This is a genomic window from Castellaniella sp. WN (assembly GCF_054457555.1).
Genome location: NZ_JBTKZC010000002.1, coordinates 411,363 through 425,686 on the forward strand (window position 1 = coordinate 411,363; position 14,324 = coordinate 425,686).

General features: G+C 68.2%; 10 protein-coding genes and 1 pseudogene. 3 read left to right on the forward strand and 8 right to left on the reverse strand.

The features are described from left to right. Position 1: 1 nt before the first annotated feature. Together ACTPOE_RS15855 and acnA are read right to left on the reverse strand one after the other, a co-directional pair. The gene (locus tag ACTPOE_RS15855) at positions 2-1,396 is read right to left on the reverse strand and encodes an MFS transporter (RefSeq protein ID WP_458873195.1); all 1,395 of its coding nucleotides are present in this window, start codon (positions 1,394-1,396) and stop codon (positions 2-4) included. Positions 1,397-1,515: 119 nt separating this feature from the next. Next, positions 1,516-4,191, reverse strand: coding sequence for an aconitate hydratase AcnA (gene acnA, locus ACTPOE_RS15860; RefSeq protein WP_458873196.1), 2,676 nt, complete (start codon positions 4,189-4,191; stop codon positions 1,516-1,518). 238 nt (positions 4,192-4,429) lie between these two features. Between acnA and ACTPOE_RS15865 the strand changes: the two genes are divergently transcribed. Then, the gene (locus ACTPOE_RS15865; protein ID WP_458873197.1) at positions 4,430-5,047 is read left to right on the forward strand and encodes an FmdE family protein; all 618 of its coding nucleotides are present in this window, start codon (positions 4,430-4,432) and stop codon (positions 5,045-5,047) included. Positions 5,048-5,176: 129 nt separating this feature from the next. On the opposite strand, the gene ACTPOE_RS15870 is transcribed toward ACTPOE_RS15865, so the two are convergent. Beyond that, positions 5,177-6,601 (reverse strand): sensor domain-containing diguanylate cyclase, encoded by a 1,425-nt coding sequence (locus tag ACTPOE_RS15870; RefSeq protein WP_458873198.1) that lies wholly within the window; start codon positions 6,599-6,601, stop codon positions 5,177-5,179. 371 nt (positions 6,602-6,972) lie between these two features. On the opposite strand from ACTPOE_RS15870, the gene ACTPOE_RS15875 reads away from it, so the two are divergent. After that, positions 6,973-9,333 (forward strand): solute carrier family 23 protein, encoded by a 2,361-nt coding sequence (locus tag ACTPOE_RS15875; RefSeq protein ID WP_458873199.1) that lies wholly within the window; start codon positions 6,973-6,975, stop codon positions 9,331-9,333. A 113-nt stretch (positions 9,334-9,446) separates the two neighbouring features. Continuing rightward, positions 9,447-9,986 carry a cytochrome b gene (locus tag ACTPOE_RS15880; RefSeq protein WP_458873200.1) on the forward strand — a complete coding sequence of 180 codons (540 nt, stop codon included), beginning with the start codon at positions 9,447-9,449 and terminating at the stop codon, positions 9,984-9,986. Between the two features lie 14 nt (positions 9,987-10,000). On the opposite strand, the gene ACTPOE_RS15885 is transcribed toward ACTPOE_RS15880, so the two are convergent. The 5 genes and pseudogenes from ACTPOE_RS15885 to ACTPOE_RS15905 all read right to left on the reverse strand — a co-directional run. Further along, entirely contained in the window at positions 10,001-10,225 is a 225-nt protein-coding gene (locus tag ACTPOE_RS15885) for a DUF2783 domain-containing protein (RefSeq protein WP_416246394.1), read from the reverse strand. Between the two features lie 5 nt (positions 10,226-10,230). Further along, on the reverse strand, positions 10,231-11,901 hold the full coding sequence (locus ACTPOE_RS15890) for an FAD-dependent oxidoreductase (protein WP_458873201.1): 1,671 nt from the start codon (positions 11,899-11,901) through the stop codon (positions 10,231-10,233). Positions 11,902-12,013: 112 nt separating this feature from the next. Continuing rightward, on the reverse strand, positions 12,014-12,982 hold the full coding sequence (locus tag ACTPOE_RS15895) for an MBL fold metallo-hydrolase (RefSeq protein ID WP_458873202.1): 969 nt from the start codon (positions 12,980-12,982) through the stop codon (positions 12,014-12,016). Between the two features lie 20 nt (positions 12,983-13,002). Next, on the reverse strand, positions 13,003-13,704 hold the full coding sequence (locus tag ACTPOE_RS15900) for an ABC transporter ATP-binding protein (protein WP_458873514.1): 702 nt from the start codon (positions 13,702-13,704) through the stop codon (positions 13,003-13,005). Positions 13,705-13,917: 213 nt separating this feature from the next. Further along, a pseudogene (locus tag ACTPOE_RS15905) lies at positions 13,918-14,316 on the reverse strand (hemerythrin domain-containing protein); the annotation flags it as partial. Positions 14,317-14,324: the final 8 nt, after the last annotated feature.

Genomic DNA, 14,324 nt, shown 5'->3' on the forward strand with positions numbered 1-14,324 from the left:
ACTAGACTCCGTCGCGGCGCGCCCGCCATCCCAGACGGATCGCCAGGGCCGGCGCGACGGCGAACACGCCGTAGACTGCCCAGGCGGCCTGCCGCGCGCCCCGCCAGCCGCCCGGGTCCGTGAACCCGGCGGCATTGGCGACCATGCCCGCCACGCTGGCGCCCAGGGCGATCGCGTATAACTGCAGAGTCGTGATCGCCGCCGAAGCGATATTCTGCTGGTCCGGCGGCGCGGCCCGGAACACGCCGGTCAGCAAGTGAGGCCAGCACAAGCCGACGCCCACGCCCACACCCAGCAGCAGCGCGGCCAGCGATGCCGCCGGCGCCGCCGGATCGGGCATGAGGACGTAGAGCCCCGCCAGGGACGCCGCCGACAGGATCGGTCCCAGCGCCAGCAGACGGCCGGCGCTGGAGGCCCCGCGACCGGAACTGATCAGGGTGCCCAGCGTCCAGCCGGCCGACATCAGCGCCGACAGATAGCCCGCGTAAAGCGGCGATTGCCCGTGCAGGACCTGGAGAAAATAGGGCACGAAGACTTCCGTCGTCACGCCGATGCTCAACAGGCCGATCATGGCGTAGCGGCGGCCCAGCGGATGGTTCAGCGACCAGGCGCCCTCGGGCAGGAACCGCTGGCGCGCCCGGCCGTCCAGACGCGCCAGCCAGAAGGCCAGCAGCAGGCCGCCCGCCACGCCGGCGGCCTGGACGACCCAGGAGGTGTACAGACTGGCCGCCGACACCACCAGCACGGAAGCGACCAGCAAGCCCATGCGCAGCAACGGCGCCTCCCGCCGGGCACCACGGTCCCGGCCTTCCGAGTCGAGCTGCGTCACCAGCAAGACGCCCAGCAGCATGCACACTGGCAGCACGGCCCAGAATGCCCAGCGCCAGTGCCCGGATTCGGCGAACAGGCCGCCGATGGCCGGCCCCGACAAGGTGGCCACGCCCCACATACCGGAGATCAGCGCCATGGCCCGAGACCACAGTGCCTGGTCGAACACCAGGGGGACGGTCGCATAGCTCAGGCTGAGCAGCATGCCGCCGCCCAGGCCCTGCCCCACCCGGCCGCACAGCAGCCAGGGCATGCTGGGCGCCAGCCCGCAAATCACGGTCCCCGCCATGAATACGAGCAGGGCCAGCAGAAAGGTGCGCCTCAGGCCGTATCCACGGATGCCCAGAGGCGCGCACGAGGATCCCATGATCGAGGCCGCCACGAACAGCGTGGTGTTCCAGGCATACCAGGGCAGACCGCCGATGTCCCGGACGACCGAGGGCAGGATGGTGGTGGCGATGAACATGTTGACCGCATGCACGGCCACGCCGCCCGCCAGAGCGAGGGAGCGCAGGCCATTGCGGCCCCGCAGCAGGGCGCCCCATGAGGCGGAAGGAGATGAATTCATGCGTCGACCGGAGAAGAAAGCCGGCCCCACGGCAAAAAAATGCGGACCGAAGCCCGCATTGTAGACAAGACGGCGGCGCGCCCGGACGGCCGTCCGGGCGCGCCGCACAGCCCGCGCCGCTATTCCAGCAGTTGCCGCAGGGCGTACTGCAGAATGCCGCCGTGGCGGTAGTAGGCGGCCTCGGTCGGAGTGTCGATGCGCACCACGGCGTCGAATTCGATATCGCCCGCCCGCACGCGCACGGTCCTGGGCGTGACACCGTCGTTGAAAGCCTCCACTCCGGTGATCTCGAAGGTTTCCTTGCCGCGGATCCCCAGGGAGGCCGCATTCTGGCCCGAGGGAAACTGCAGCGGCAGCACGCCCATGCCGATCAGGTTGGAACGGTGGATGCGTTCGTAGGATTCGGCGATCACCGCGCGCACGCCCAGCAGCACAGTGCCCTTGGCCGCCCAGTCGCGCGAAGAACCGGAACCGTATTCCTTGCCGGCCAGGATCACCAGCGACGTCCCCGCCGCCAGGTAGTTCCGCGAGGCCTCGAAGATCGTGCAGACGGGCGCCCCCTCGCGGGTGAAGTCGCGCGTCCAGCCGCCCTCGGTGCCGGGAGCGATCTGGTTGCGCAGGCGCACGTTGGCGAAGGTGCCGCGGATCATGACTTCGTGGTTGCCGCGCCGCGACCCCAGCGAATTGAAGTCCTGCGGCTCGACCCCGTGCGCGCGCAGGTACTGGCCGGCGGGCGTATCCTTGCCGATGGAGCCGGCCGGGCTGATGTGGTCGGTGGTGACCGAATCGCCCAGCATCGCCAGCACCCGCGCGCCGCGGATGTCGTCCACGGGCCGCGGCTGGCGGGGCATGTCCTGGAAATAGGGCGGGTTGCGCACGTAGGTGGAGTCTGCTTCCCAGTGAAACAGACTGCCTTCGGGGGTGTCCAGGTCGCGCCAGAGCTCGCCGCCGTCGAACACGCTGGAATAGCCGCGCGTGTACATGTCGGAGGAGATGCAGGACCGGATCGCATCCTGGACTTCCTCGGACGTCGGCCAGAGGTCGCGCAAGCGGACGTCCCGCCCGTCGGCGTCCCGGCCAAGGGGGTCGTTGAGCAGGTCGATGTCCATGGTGCCGGCCAGCGCGTAGGCCACCACCAGCGGCGGGGACATCAGGTAGTTGAGCTTGACCTCGGAGTGGATGCGGCCTTCGAAGTTGCGGTTGCCCGACAGCACCGACACGACCGCCAGGTCGTTGGCGCGCACGGCCTCGGAGACTTCGGGGATCAGGGGACCCGAATTGCCGATGCAGGTGGTGCAGCCGTAGCCGACCAGGTTGAAGCCCAACTGGTCCAGGTAGGCCGTCAGGCCGGCCTTTTCATAGTAGTCGGTGACCACGCGGGATCCCGGCGCGAGGCTGGTCTTGACCCAGGGCTTGCGACGCAGCCCGCGTTCCACGGCCTTCTTTGCCAGCAATCCGGCCGCCATCATGACGGCCGGATTGCTGGTGTTGGTACACGAGGTGATGGCCGCGATGACCACGGCGCCGTGGTCGATCGGGAACTCGCCCGCCTCCGGCAGGCGCACGACGGCCGGATTGGACTTCGGCGCACCGGGCAGCGCGGCCAGAGACCTGGCGAGCGCGGGCTTGGCGTCGGTCAGCACGATCCGGTCCTGGGGCCGCTTGGGGCCGGCGATGGAGGGCACCACGGTGCCCAGGTCCAGTTCCAGGCGTTCGGAATACAGCGGTTCGTGCGCGGGATCGTGCCACAGGCCCTGAGCCTTGGCGTAGGCCTCGACCAGGGCGACCTGCCCGGCGGGGCGGCCGGTGAAGCGCAGGTAGGCCAGCGTTTCCTCGTCGATCGGGAAAATGGAGATGGTGGAGCCGTATTCCGGGCTCATGTTGCCGATGGTGGCGCGGTTGGCCAGCGGCACGGCGGCGACGCCCGGACCATAGAATTCGACGAACTTGCCCACCACGCCGTGCTTGCGCAGCATGTCGGTGATGGTCAGCACCAGGTCGGTGGCGGTGGTGCCTTCCGGCAGGGCGCCGGACAACTTGAAGCCGACCACGCGCGGGATCAGCATCGAGATGGGCTGGCCCAGCATGGCGGCCTCGGCCTCGATTCCGCCGACCCCCCAGGCGACCACCCCCAGGCCGTTGACCATGGGCGTGTGCGAATCCGTGCCCACACAGGTGTCGGGATAGGCTTCGGTCACGCCGTCGGCCTCGCGCGTGAACACGCCGCGCGCCAGGTGCTCCAGGTTGACCTGGTGGACGATACCGGTGTCCGGCGGCACGACGCGGAAATTATCGAAGGCGGTCTGACCCCAGCGCAGGAACTTGTAGCGCTCGACGTTGCGCCGGTATTCGATTTCCTGATTGCGACGGAAGGACTGGTTGTGGCCGAAGTCGTCGACGATTACCGAGTGATCGATGACCAGCTCCACCGGCGCAAGGGGATTGATACGGTCGGGCTGGCCCCCCAGCGCCCGCATGGCGTCGCGCATGGCGGCCAGGTCCACCAGCGCGGGCACCCCGGTGAAATCCTGCAGCACGACCCGCGCCGGCGTGAAGGCGATTTCGCGGCTGGGCTCGGCATCGGGATCCCAGCCGGCCAGGGCGCGGATCTCGTCGGCCCGGACGGCGACACCGTCCTCGGTGCGCAGCAGGTTTTCCAGCAGGATCTTCAGACCGTAGGGCAGACGGCCCGGATCGAGCCCGTGGTCCTTCAGGGCGTCCAGCCGCCAGATGCGGTAGGACTTGCCCCCCACATCCAGGGTTGCGCGCGCGCCGAAGCTGTTGGGGTGTGCCATGACATGTCCTCCTGTCGGTTCGAATACGGGCCGCCGGGGGGGGGACCTCCGCCACGGGGCCGCTGATCCGGTCCATCTTACACCCCCTCGCGCGCACGGCCACCCTCCACCCCGGGAGATGAAGGGGCTTGCGGGACGCGTCCATCGCCAACGACCGGACGCCGTCCAGGGTTAAGCGCGGTTTTCCCGGCGCACCGGCCTACACTGCAGCGATTCCTGTTTTTCCGGAGCGCATCCCATGGCATTTCCCGCATTCTTCGCCCAGGCCCCCCGCATCGCGCTGCATGACCCGCTCGTGCAACTGCTGGGCGCGTCCGACGACGGCCTGATCGAATACGGTTACGAAGACGCCGTGCGCCTGGCCGGCCACTCCTGCCCCACCGTGGCCGGCGCCTGGCTGATGACGGTGCGCGCGCTGCGAGCCCTGTATCCCGACGCCCCGCCACAACGCGGCGACATCGACGTCACCTTCGCCGACGACGCGACCGGCGGTGTCACCGGCGTCATCGCCAACGTGGTCAGCCTCGTCACCGGCGCTACCACCGACACGGGTTTCAAGGGACTGGCCGGCCGGCACGACCGGCGCGACCTGCTGCATTTCGGGGGCGACGTCCCGGGCGAAATCGTCTTCGCGCGCCGCGACACGGGAGACCGGGTAGCGGTGTCCTTCAGCGCCCAGGGTGTGCCGGGCTCTCCGGCCGCCATGCCGATGCTGCAGAAGATCCTGGCCGGCCGCGCCGACGACGCGGAAAAGCGGGATTTCGCGAATATCTGGCAGGACCGCGTGCGCCGTATCCTGGAAGCCGTCGACCAGCCCGGGCTGGTCACGGTCAGCCCGCTGTCGCGCGCCGCCTGATCCATACGGCGGACGGCGACGCGATACACGGACCCGTATTCGGACGGAGCACGAGGCGGGAAACCGAAGACAGTGCGGTTGCACGGCAAGGCGAACCTCCGACGCGATCCGGCCGGATGCCGGCCCGGATCAGTGGCGCCGCTCGTGGGTGGTGTAGTAGCGGCGCTTGTCTTCGTACAGCGCCCGGTCGGCATCCCTCAGGGCCTGCTCCAGCGCGGCCGAGTCGCGGCAGGTGGCTTCGCCGGCCGAGACGCTCAGCGGAATGCCGCCGTAGTACTGGTTGTTCAGCTCGATCAGGGAATGAATGTTGTCCAGTACCTTGCGGGTCGCCACCTCGTCATGGCCGGGCAGCATCACCACAAACTCGTCGCCGCCGATGCGGGCGGCCTGCCCGGGACGATCGATCGCCTTGTTCAGGACTTCGCCGAAACGGCGCAGCAGGTCGTCGCCCACCGCGTGGCCGCCCTCGTCGTTGGCCTGCTTGAGGTTATTCAGATCCAGGGCGATGAAGGATGCCAGCGGCACCCGCTTGCGCTGCAGACGACCCAGCTCGTCAACGAAATAGGAGCGGTTCTTCAACTGGGTCAGCACGTCGTGCTTGCCCAGGTATTCCAGATAGGCCTCGGCCTTCTTGCGAGCGGTGATGTCGGTCAGGGAAACCAGCACCAGGCTCCAGTCTTCCTCGTGTCCCTGGAAGACCGACAGCTGCAGATGGACATGCAGGAGATCGCCCGCCAGGGTGTGGTTCTGGACTTCTCTCTGGTGGAAGAACCGGCCATTCCACAGGTCGATCAGCTGCTCGGCGAAGGTGGCGCGGGATTCCTCGCGGAAGACATCGCTCATCCGCTCGATCAGCTGGTCTCGTGATTCCGCCTTGAACAGCCCCAGGGTGTAGTCGTTGACGTCGAGGACGCGGATTTCCTGGAGGCAGCGGTCGATGAAATCGGGGTGCACGTCCAGGAACGTGCGGAAGTCGCTGATGCCCTGCTCGCGCAGTTCGTCGAACAGGCGCTTGATGGCGCTGAAATCCTCGACCCACAGGGAAACGGGCGCCTGCTGGAAGAATTCACGGGCGTCGCGCGCACTGTCCTGGGCGCGGCGCCGGGCTTCCTGCAACGGAGTGACGTCCTCCATCGCGACCAGGACCCGATCCCAGGGCTGATGTTCATCGGCAAGCACCACGCCCTTCAGGGACAGGTCCAGGCGCCGTCCGGGCAGCGAGTAATTCACCGTCTGGCTCTGGAAGCCGCCCCGGCCGAGCCAGAGCTGATCGAGCTCCCCCGCCAGCCCCTCGAACGTGTCGTCGCGCAGCACGTCGGCCAGCCGGCTCATCAATTCCGGCTCGGAGCGGGCGCCGAACAGGGCCAGCGTCTGGCGATTGACGCGCAGGATGCGGATCAGGCTGGCGCAATGCCTCAGCCGGTCGCGGTCCTGAAGCAGCCAGGACCGCAGGTCCGTGACGCCCTCGGCGCGCCAGCGGATGAACTGCGCGTGCAGCGCGCTGTAGTCCTCCAGCCACAAGGCCATGGGCGTGGCTTCGAAGAAGTCCGGCATGCCGGCCCCCGGAGACTGCCATGCGGTCGACGCCGCCCGCCCTTCATCCATCCTGGCCCCGCTCGCTCATGCTTTAAAAGCAGGGATTCTAAATGATATCCCCTCATAAACAGTCCATTCCCGCAGCGTCTGCTTACCGCTCGACTTATCCAGAGGCTCCCTAGAGAAAACACCAATGGACAGAATCCCGAATAAATACATGAAGATGGGCAGTATGAAAGGGCCGCGATCCGGAACCCGAACCCGAGGTTCACAATAAGGCCATCGAGCCTCACGCATCAGCCCCGGCCCCCACCGGAGGCCACGCCGCCGGATCCGCCCGCCGCCCAGGCCCGCGCCGCATCCGGTCCACGAAGAGGATGGAGACCGCATTGAACACACCCGCCCGCACCGCGCCGCAGCGCCCCGAAGACGAAGCCCTCGGGCTGACTGCCAACCTGATGTACGGGTTCCAGCATGTCCTGACCATGTATGGCGGCATCATCGCCGTACCGCTGATCGTCGGCCAGGCCGCCGGCCTGGACGGCGCGGAAATCGGCGTGCTGATCGCCTCCTGCCTGTTCATGGGCGGCCTGGCCACTCTGCTGCAGACGCTGGGCATCCCGTTCTTCGGCTGCCAGCTGCCGCTGGTCCAGGGTGTGTCCTTCGCCAGCGTGGCCACCATCGTCGCCATCCTGACGGCCGGCGGCGGCCTGCCGTCGGTCTTCGGCGCCGTCATGGCGGCGGCCCTGATCGGCCTGCTGATCACCCCGGTCTTTTCCCGCATCATCCGATTCTTCCCGCCGCTGGTGACGGGGTCGGTCATCACCACCATCGGCCTGTCGCTGATGCCGGTGGCCGCACACTGGTCGATGGGCGGCAATCCCAAGGCGGACGGCTTCGGCAGCATGGCCAACATCGGCCTGGCCGCCGCCACCCTGCTCATCGTGCTGCTGCTCAGCAAGCTGGGCAACGCGACCATTTCGCGCCTGTCGATCCTGCTGGCCATGGTGCTGGGCACGATCATCGCCTGGGCCGCCGGCATGACCGATTTTTCCCGGGCGTCCGACGGCCCGGCCTTCGCCCTGCCGACCCTGTTCCACTTCGGCTGGCCCGAATTCCACCCCGCCGCGATCGTATCCATGTTCATCGTCATCCTGGTGGTGCTGGTGGAGACCTCGGCCGACATCCTGGCCGTGGGCGACATCATCGACACCCGAATCGATTCGCATCGCCTGGGCGACGGACTGCGCGCCGACATGATCTCCAGCGTGGTGGCGCCCGTCTTCGGCTCTTTCACGCAAAGCGCCTTCGCCCAGAACGTGGGCCTGGTCGCCGTCACCGGCGTCAAGAGCCGCCACGTCGTCGCCACCAGCGGCCTGATTCTGCTGGCGCTGGGCCTGCTGCCGGTGATCGGCCGCTTCATCGCCGCCGTGCCCACGGCGGTGCTGGGCGGCGCCGGCCTGGTGCTGTTCGGCACCGTCGCCGCCAGCGGCATCCGCACCCTGGCCCGGGTCGATTACGAGAACAACATGAACCTGATCATCGTGGCGACCTCCGTCGGCTTCGGCATGATCCCCAATCGCGGCGCCCCATTTCTACGCCCATTTCCCGGCCTGGGTCGCGACGATCTTCCACTCCGGCATCAGCTCGGCCGCCATCATGGCCATCACCCTGAACCTGATGTTCAACCACCTGACCGCCGGCAATTCCGACCAGCAGTCCGTCTTCGTCGCCGGCACCGGCCACGCGCCGGGAGACCACCGACCGCCCGCCCGCAAAACGTCTCTCTTGTAGGGGCGGCAAGCCACCAAAGGCTGCGCAGCGTGGGGGCCTTTTCGCCGCCGGGCCGCCCCAAGGCGAAAAACGCCCCCTCGGGGGGCGGCAAGCAGCCGCAGGCTGCGCAACGTGGGGAGCCTTTTCGCCGCCGGGCCGCCCCAAGGCGAAAAACGCCCCCTCGGGGGGCAGCAAGCAGCCGCAGGCTGCGCAGCGTGGGGGCCTTTTCGCCGCCGGGCCGCCCCAAGGCGAAAAACGCCCCCTCGGGGGGCAGCAAGCAGCCGCAGGCTGCGCAGCGTGGGGGCCTCTTTTTCATCCGGATACGCCGCCCGGGGTGGGCCGATGCTATGCTGCCCTCCCCGACACACCGTCCATCCGTCCGCATGGAAGCCCTGAACGACACCCTGTTCCTCTGGATCAATGCCAGCCACCCCTCGGCCGCCGCCCTGCTGCTGAGCCGCGTCCTGGCCAACGGCCTGATCTACCTGTTCCCCGTGTACCTGGGACTGAGCTGGCTGCGGGCCGACGCCGCCGGACGCGACGCCCTGCTGCAGGCAGCCATCAGCGCGGCCATCGCCATGCTGCTGTCCTGGGCGATCGCCAAGGCCTGGTTCCACCCGCGTCCCTTCGTCGTCGGCCTGGGGCACCAGTACATCCCCCACGCGCCGACCGCCTCGTTTCCCAGCAACCACCTGAGCTTCGCCTGGGCGGTCTGCGCGGGTCTGGCCCTGCATCCGGCCCGGCGCAAGGCCGCCTGGATCCTGGCCCTGGCCGCGCTGCCGATCGCCTGGGCGCGCATCTACCTGGGCATCCATTTCCCGCTGGACATGGCCGGCGCCCTGCTGACGGGCCTGGTGGCCGCGGGCATCGGACTGCCGCTGCGCGGCGCGCTGATCCCCGCCCTGCGGCGCGGCATCGAGCCCGCCTACCGCCTGGTCTTCGCCTGGCCGATCCGCCGAGGCTGGGCGCGCGCCTGAGCCGACGCGCCCGCGCGACCCCGGCCGCGTATCCGCCCGCGTTCATCTTCGGTTCATGCGGCGCGGGCGATCATGGCGCCATTGCAAACCGCTCCACGGAATCCGCGCCACCCATGTCCGCACCCGCCCGCTACAGCCGCCTGTCCATCAGCCTGCACTGGCTCACCCTGCTCCTGATCATCGTGGTCTACGCCATGATGGAATTCAAGGGCCTGTTCCCCAAGGACAGCCCCGAGCGCGCCTTCATGAAGATGATGCACGCCTCGTGCGGCCTCACCATCCTGGCGCTGACCTTGGCCCGCCTGGCGACGCGCCTGTTCCAGCACAGTCCCGCCATCACCCCGGCGCCCGCCGCCTGGGAACGGGCCGGCGCCGGCTTGATGCACGTGGCGCTGTACGCGATGCTGATCGCTCTGCCCCTCCTGGTCTGGTTCGGCATCAATTCCTTCGGCGGCACGGTCAGGGCCTGGGGCATCGCGCTGCCCGCCCTGACCGGCGTGGACAAGGCCCTGGGCGGCGCCGTGATCGACACCCACAAGCTGATCGCCAACGTCGGATATGCCCTGATCGGCCTGCATGCCCTGGCCGCGTTGAAGCACCACTACATCAGCAGGGACGACACCCTGCGCCGCATGCTGCCGTCCCGCGCCTGACGGCGCGCCCGTGATCACAGGTCCTGACGCGCAATCGCCATGGCCTCGCGCAGGACCGACAGATCGCCGATGTGGTTGGCCAGCAGCAGGATCAGGCGGGCGTTGGCCTGCGCGCTCTGCTCATCGCTGAGATCCCGGTGCATGTCGATCAGCGCCTCGTAGAAATCGTCGCCGGGGGTGTAGGCGCGCGCATAGCGGCGGCCGGGTTCGCCGAAATTCAGGTTCAGGTTCAGTCCCATGGCATTCATTCCTGATTGCAGGTGGCGCGGGCCAGCGCCTGGCGGACCCGCCCGGCATCCAGAACGCGCCAGCGGGCCGCGACGTGCTGGTCGGGGCGGATCAGCCAGGCCGATCCCGGCCGGGCGTCGTAGCGCTCGGCGAAGCGCCCGGTGTAGTCCTCGAAGACCCGGAAGCCGTGCGGCGAGCGCCCGCCCGCCGGCGTCACGAGAATGACGTCCACGGGCAGGGCGCCGGACATCAGCGACTGCAGGGCGTCGGCCTGGGCGCCGACATCGCCCGGCTTATCCACGTAGACCAGCAGCTGGAAACGGTTGCCCAGGCGCTCCAGCAGCCAGAAATGGTCCACCTGGGCCCGCATGGGACTGTCGTCGCAGGCCGCGCCGGGCACCATGTCCCCGGCGAACGCGGCCTCGTCGGGCGTGTTCAGGGGAGAATCGGCCAGGATCGCCGGCACCGACAAGCGGCCCGAGTTCACCAGCGCCCGGGCGAAGGGATAGTGGCGCGCCAGCCCCAGCACCGCGTTGCGGAAGGCCAGCGAGGTCTTCGTCTTGGGCGTGATGAAATCGGTGGACCGCGTGGAATTCAGCAGGTTCTCGTCGGCGGCGACAATCCGCTCGTCGGAATACGTGTCCAGCAGGCGGTCGGGAGCCTTGCCATCCATCACCAGCCGCAGCTTCCAGACCAGGTTGTCCGTGTCCTGGATGCCCGAATTGGCGCCGCGCGCGCCGAAGGGCGACACCTGGTGGGCCGCGTCGCCGACGAACAGGGCACGGCCATGGCGGAACCTGCTCATGCGCCGGCACTGGAAGGTATAGACGCTGACCCACTCGAGTTCGAATTCGTGCTCCTCGCCCAGCATGGCCTTGATGCGCGGAATGACCCGTTCCGGGCGCTTCTCTTCTTCCGGGTCGGCATCCCAGCCGAGCTGGAAATCGATGCGCCAGACATTGTCGGCCTGATGATGCAGCAGGACCGACTGGCCGGGGTGAAAGGGAGGGTCGAACCAGAACCAGCGCTCGGCGGGAAAATCGGCCTTCATGACCACGTCGGCGATCAGGAAGCGGTCCATGAAGATCTTGCCCTCGGCCTCCAGGCCCATCATGCGGCGGATGGCGCTGCGGGCGCCGTCGGCCACGATGAGCCAGTCGGCCTCGACCGGATAGACGCCATCGGGCGTCTCGACCTGCAACTCGACGCCGTCGTCGCGCGCGCGCACGGACATGACCTTGTTGCGGAACCGCAGGTCCAGAGATGGCAAGGACCGGGCCCGCTTCACCAGAAATTCTTCCAGGTAGTACTGCTGCAGATTGATCATGCCCGGCCGGTGATGGTCGGGCTGGGGCAGCAGATTGAAGCTGTAGACCTCTTCATTGCGAAAGAAGGTGCGCCCCACGTTCCAGCTGACGCCCTTGTCCACACAGGGGTCGGCCACCCCCAGGCGATCCAGCACCTCCAGGGCACGCTTGGCGTAGCAGACCCCGCGCGAACCCACTGAAACAGTGTCGTCGTCGTCGAGCAGCAGCACGGGCACATTCTGCTGGGCGAGGTCGATGGCGGCCGCCAGGCCGACCGGGCCGGCGCCCACGACCACCACCGGATGGCGGACGGGCGTGCCCGACCCCAGCTCGCGCGGCGGACGGTATTCGAATTTCTGATACTGATAGGTGCTGAGCATGTCTATGTCTCCTCCGGACCGGCGCGGGCTGCGGTCTAGTGCCCTGTCTGGCCAGTTCGTGTATTCAGATTGGCCAGACAGGACACTAGAGGCCGCGATGCCCGCCGCGCGATCAGTTCCCCTCTTGCAGGCCGTGCCACATTTCCCGGTCGCGCTCGGCCGTCCAGATGCGCGGATGGCGGATGCCGCCGGCCTCGTCCATGGCCCGGACCACGTCGAAGGGCAGGCAATGCTCGTAGATGAAGACCTGGGCGAACTTCGGATCCATGGCGCGGCGGATGTGCGCCATGGCCCGCTTCAGGTCCATCCCCTGCGCATGCGCCTCGCGGGCGGACGCATACAGCGTGGACACGAAATCGCGCGTATAGGCCAGGCCCGCGGCGACCCGATCGGGAGTATCCAGCGCCGGACCACGCCCCGGCACCAGCTTCTCGGCGCCCAGGGCGGCCAGCGCGTCCAGGGTGGCCGGCCAGTCGGCCAGCTGGGCGTCGCCGGTATAGCAGGCGGCGTCGTATTCGACCAGGTCGCCGGAGAACAGGACTTTTTCGGACGGCACCCACACCACGGTATCGCCCCGGGTATGGCCCGCGCCGGGGTGAAAGACGCGGACCTCCAGGTCGCGCCCCATCCACAGGCTGATGCCGTCCCGGAAGACCAGCGTCGGCCAGGTCAGGCCCGGGATGGACTCGAAGGCCTGGAACAGGCGCGGAAAGCGTTCGTATTCGGACTGCATGTCCTGCGCGCCGCGCTCCACGATCATCTCGTAGGTGCCCTGGCTGGCGATGACTTCCTGCAGACCCTCGTCGCGGTAGGCCGAAGCGCCCAGCACCCGCACGGCATGGTAGTGCGACAGCACGGCGTACTTGATGGGCTTGTCGGTGACCTTGCGGATTTCCGCGATCAACCGCCGCGCCATCACCGGCGTGGCGAGCGTGTCGCAGATCAGGACGGCCTCGTCGCCGATGACGACGCCGGTGTTGGGATCGCCTTCGGCTGTGTAGGACCAGCAGTGCTCGGACAGACGGGCGAAGGTGGCCTTCTTTTCCTCCAGGTCGGCGACGGATGCGAATTGCTTGCTCATGACGGATTCCTCTTGGTGTTTCACATGCCCAGGTACGCGGCGCGCACCTGTTCGTTGCGGATCATGTCCTGGCCGGTGCCCGAGAGCACGATGTGGCCGGTTTCCAGGACGTAGGCGCGGTCGGCGATGCCGAGCGCGGCGAAGGCGTTCTGCTCGACCAGCAGGATGGTGATGCCCTGGGCCTTGAGCGTGCGGATGACGTTGAAGACCTCCTCGACCAGCAAGGGCGCCAGGCCCATGGACGGCTCGTCGAGCAGCAGCAGGCGCGGCCTCCCCATCAGGGCGCGGCTGATGGCCAGCATCTGCTGCTGCCCCCCGGACAGCGTCCCGGCGGGCAGACGGCGTTTTTCGCGCAGGACGGGGAACATCGCATAGACGCGCTCCAGATCCTCGTCCACCTGGCCGGCGGGCCGCAGATAGGCGCCCAGGCGCAGATTGTCCTCGATCGACAAAGGCCCGAAGACCTGCCGGCCCTCGGGACTGTGACAGATGCCGGCCCGCACCCGCCGATCCGCCCGCACCCGGGACAGATCCCGCCCCGCGAAGCGGATCCGCCCGGCGCTCATGGGCTGGATGCCGGACAGTGTGCGCAGGAAAGTGGTCTTGCCCGCCCCGTTGGCACCGACCAGAGCCACGAGCTCGCCCTTGAAGACATCCAGGCTGATGCCCTTGAGCGCCTGGATGCGTCCGTAACAGGACTCGAGATCCCTGACCTCGAGCAGCGGCTCGCGCGCGGCCGCCGCCAGATGCCCGAATCCCCCCGCCTGGCTGCCTCCCAGGCCGATCGTTTCCGGGGCGAGCGACACGATGCGGTGGTAAAGCTCGCGATATTCGGCGCGGGCCTGCTCGCCGAACAAAGGATCGCGGTGATCGGAGAAGGCGGCGGCGATGCCGGCCCAGTCCTCGGGCTGGAGAACCTCGCGCGCCAGGGGGAAGGCGTCCTTTTCCTCGGTCCGGATGTGCCGCTTGAGCTGATCCGCGTAACGGCGCAGGCCTTCGATGAAGGCAGGCTGCTCCGCCAGCGGGCCCCCGCGCCCCAGGAAGCGGCGCAGGTTGCGCAGACTTTCGGGACCCTGGCGATGCTCCGCCTCCAGGGCGTCCAGGATGGGCGCGGCGGCCTCCGGGGCGCGCCGCCGCAACGCCAGAAACAGGTACTGGTCTTCCTTGGCGTGATGGCAGCCGTCCATGAATTCCTGGATGTAGTCGAACAAGGCATGGAAAAAGCCTTCCTCGACCGGCTCGCCCGCCTGCAGTTCCCCGGCCACCCAGTCCATGGTGGTGGCGATGCGCCAGAGATTGCGGTGTTCTTCCTGAATGATGTCCAGTGCGTGCATGATGTCCC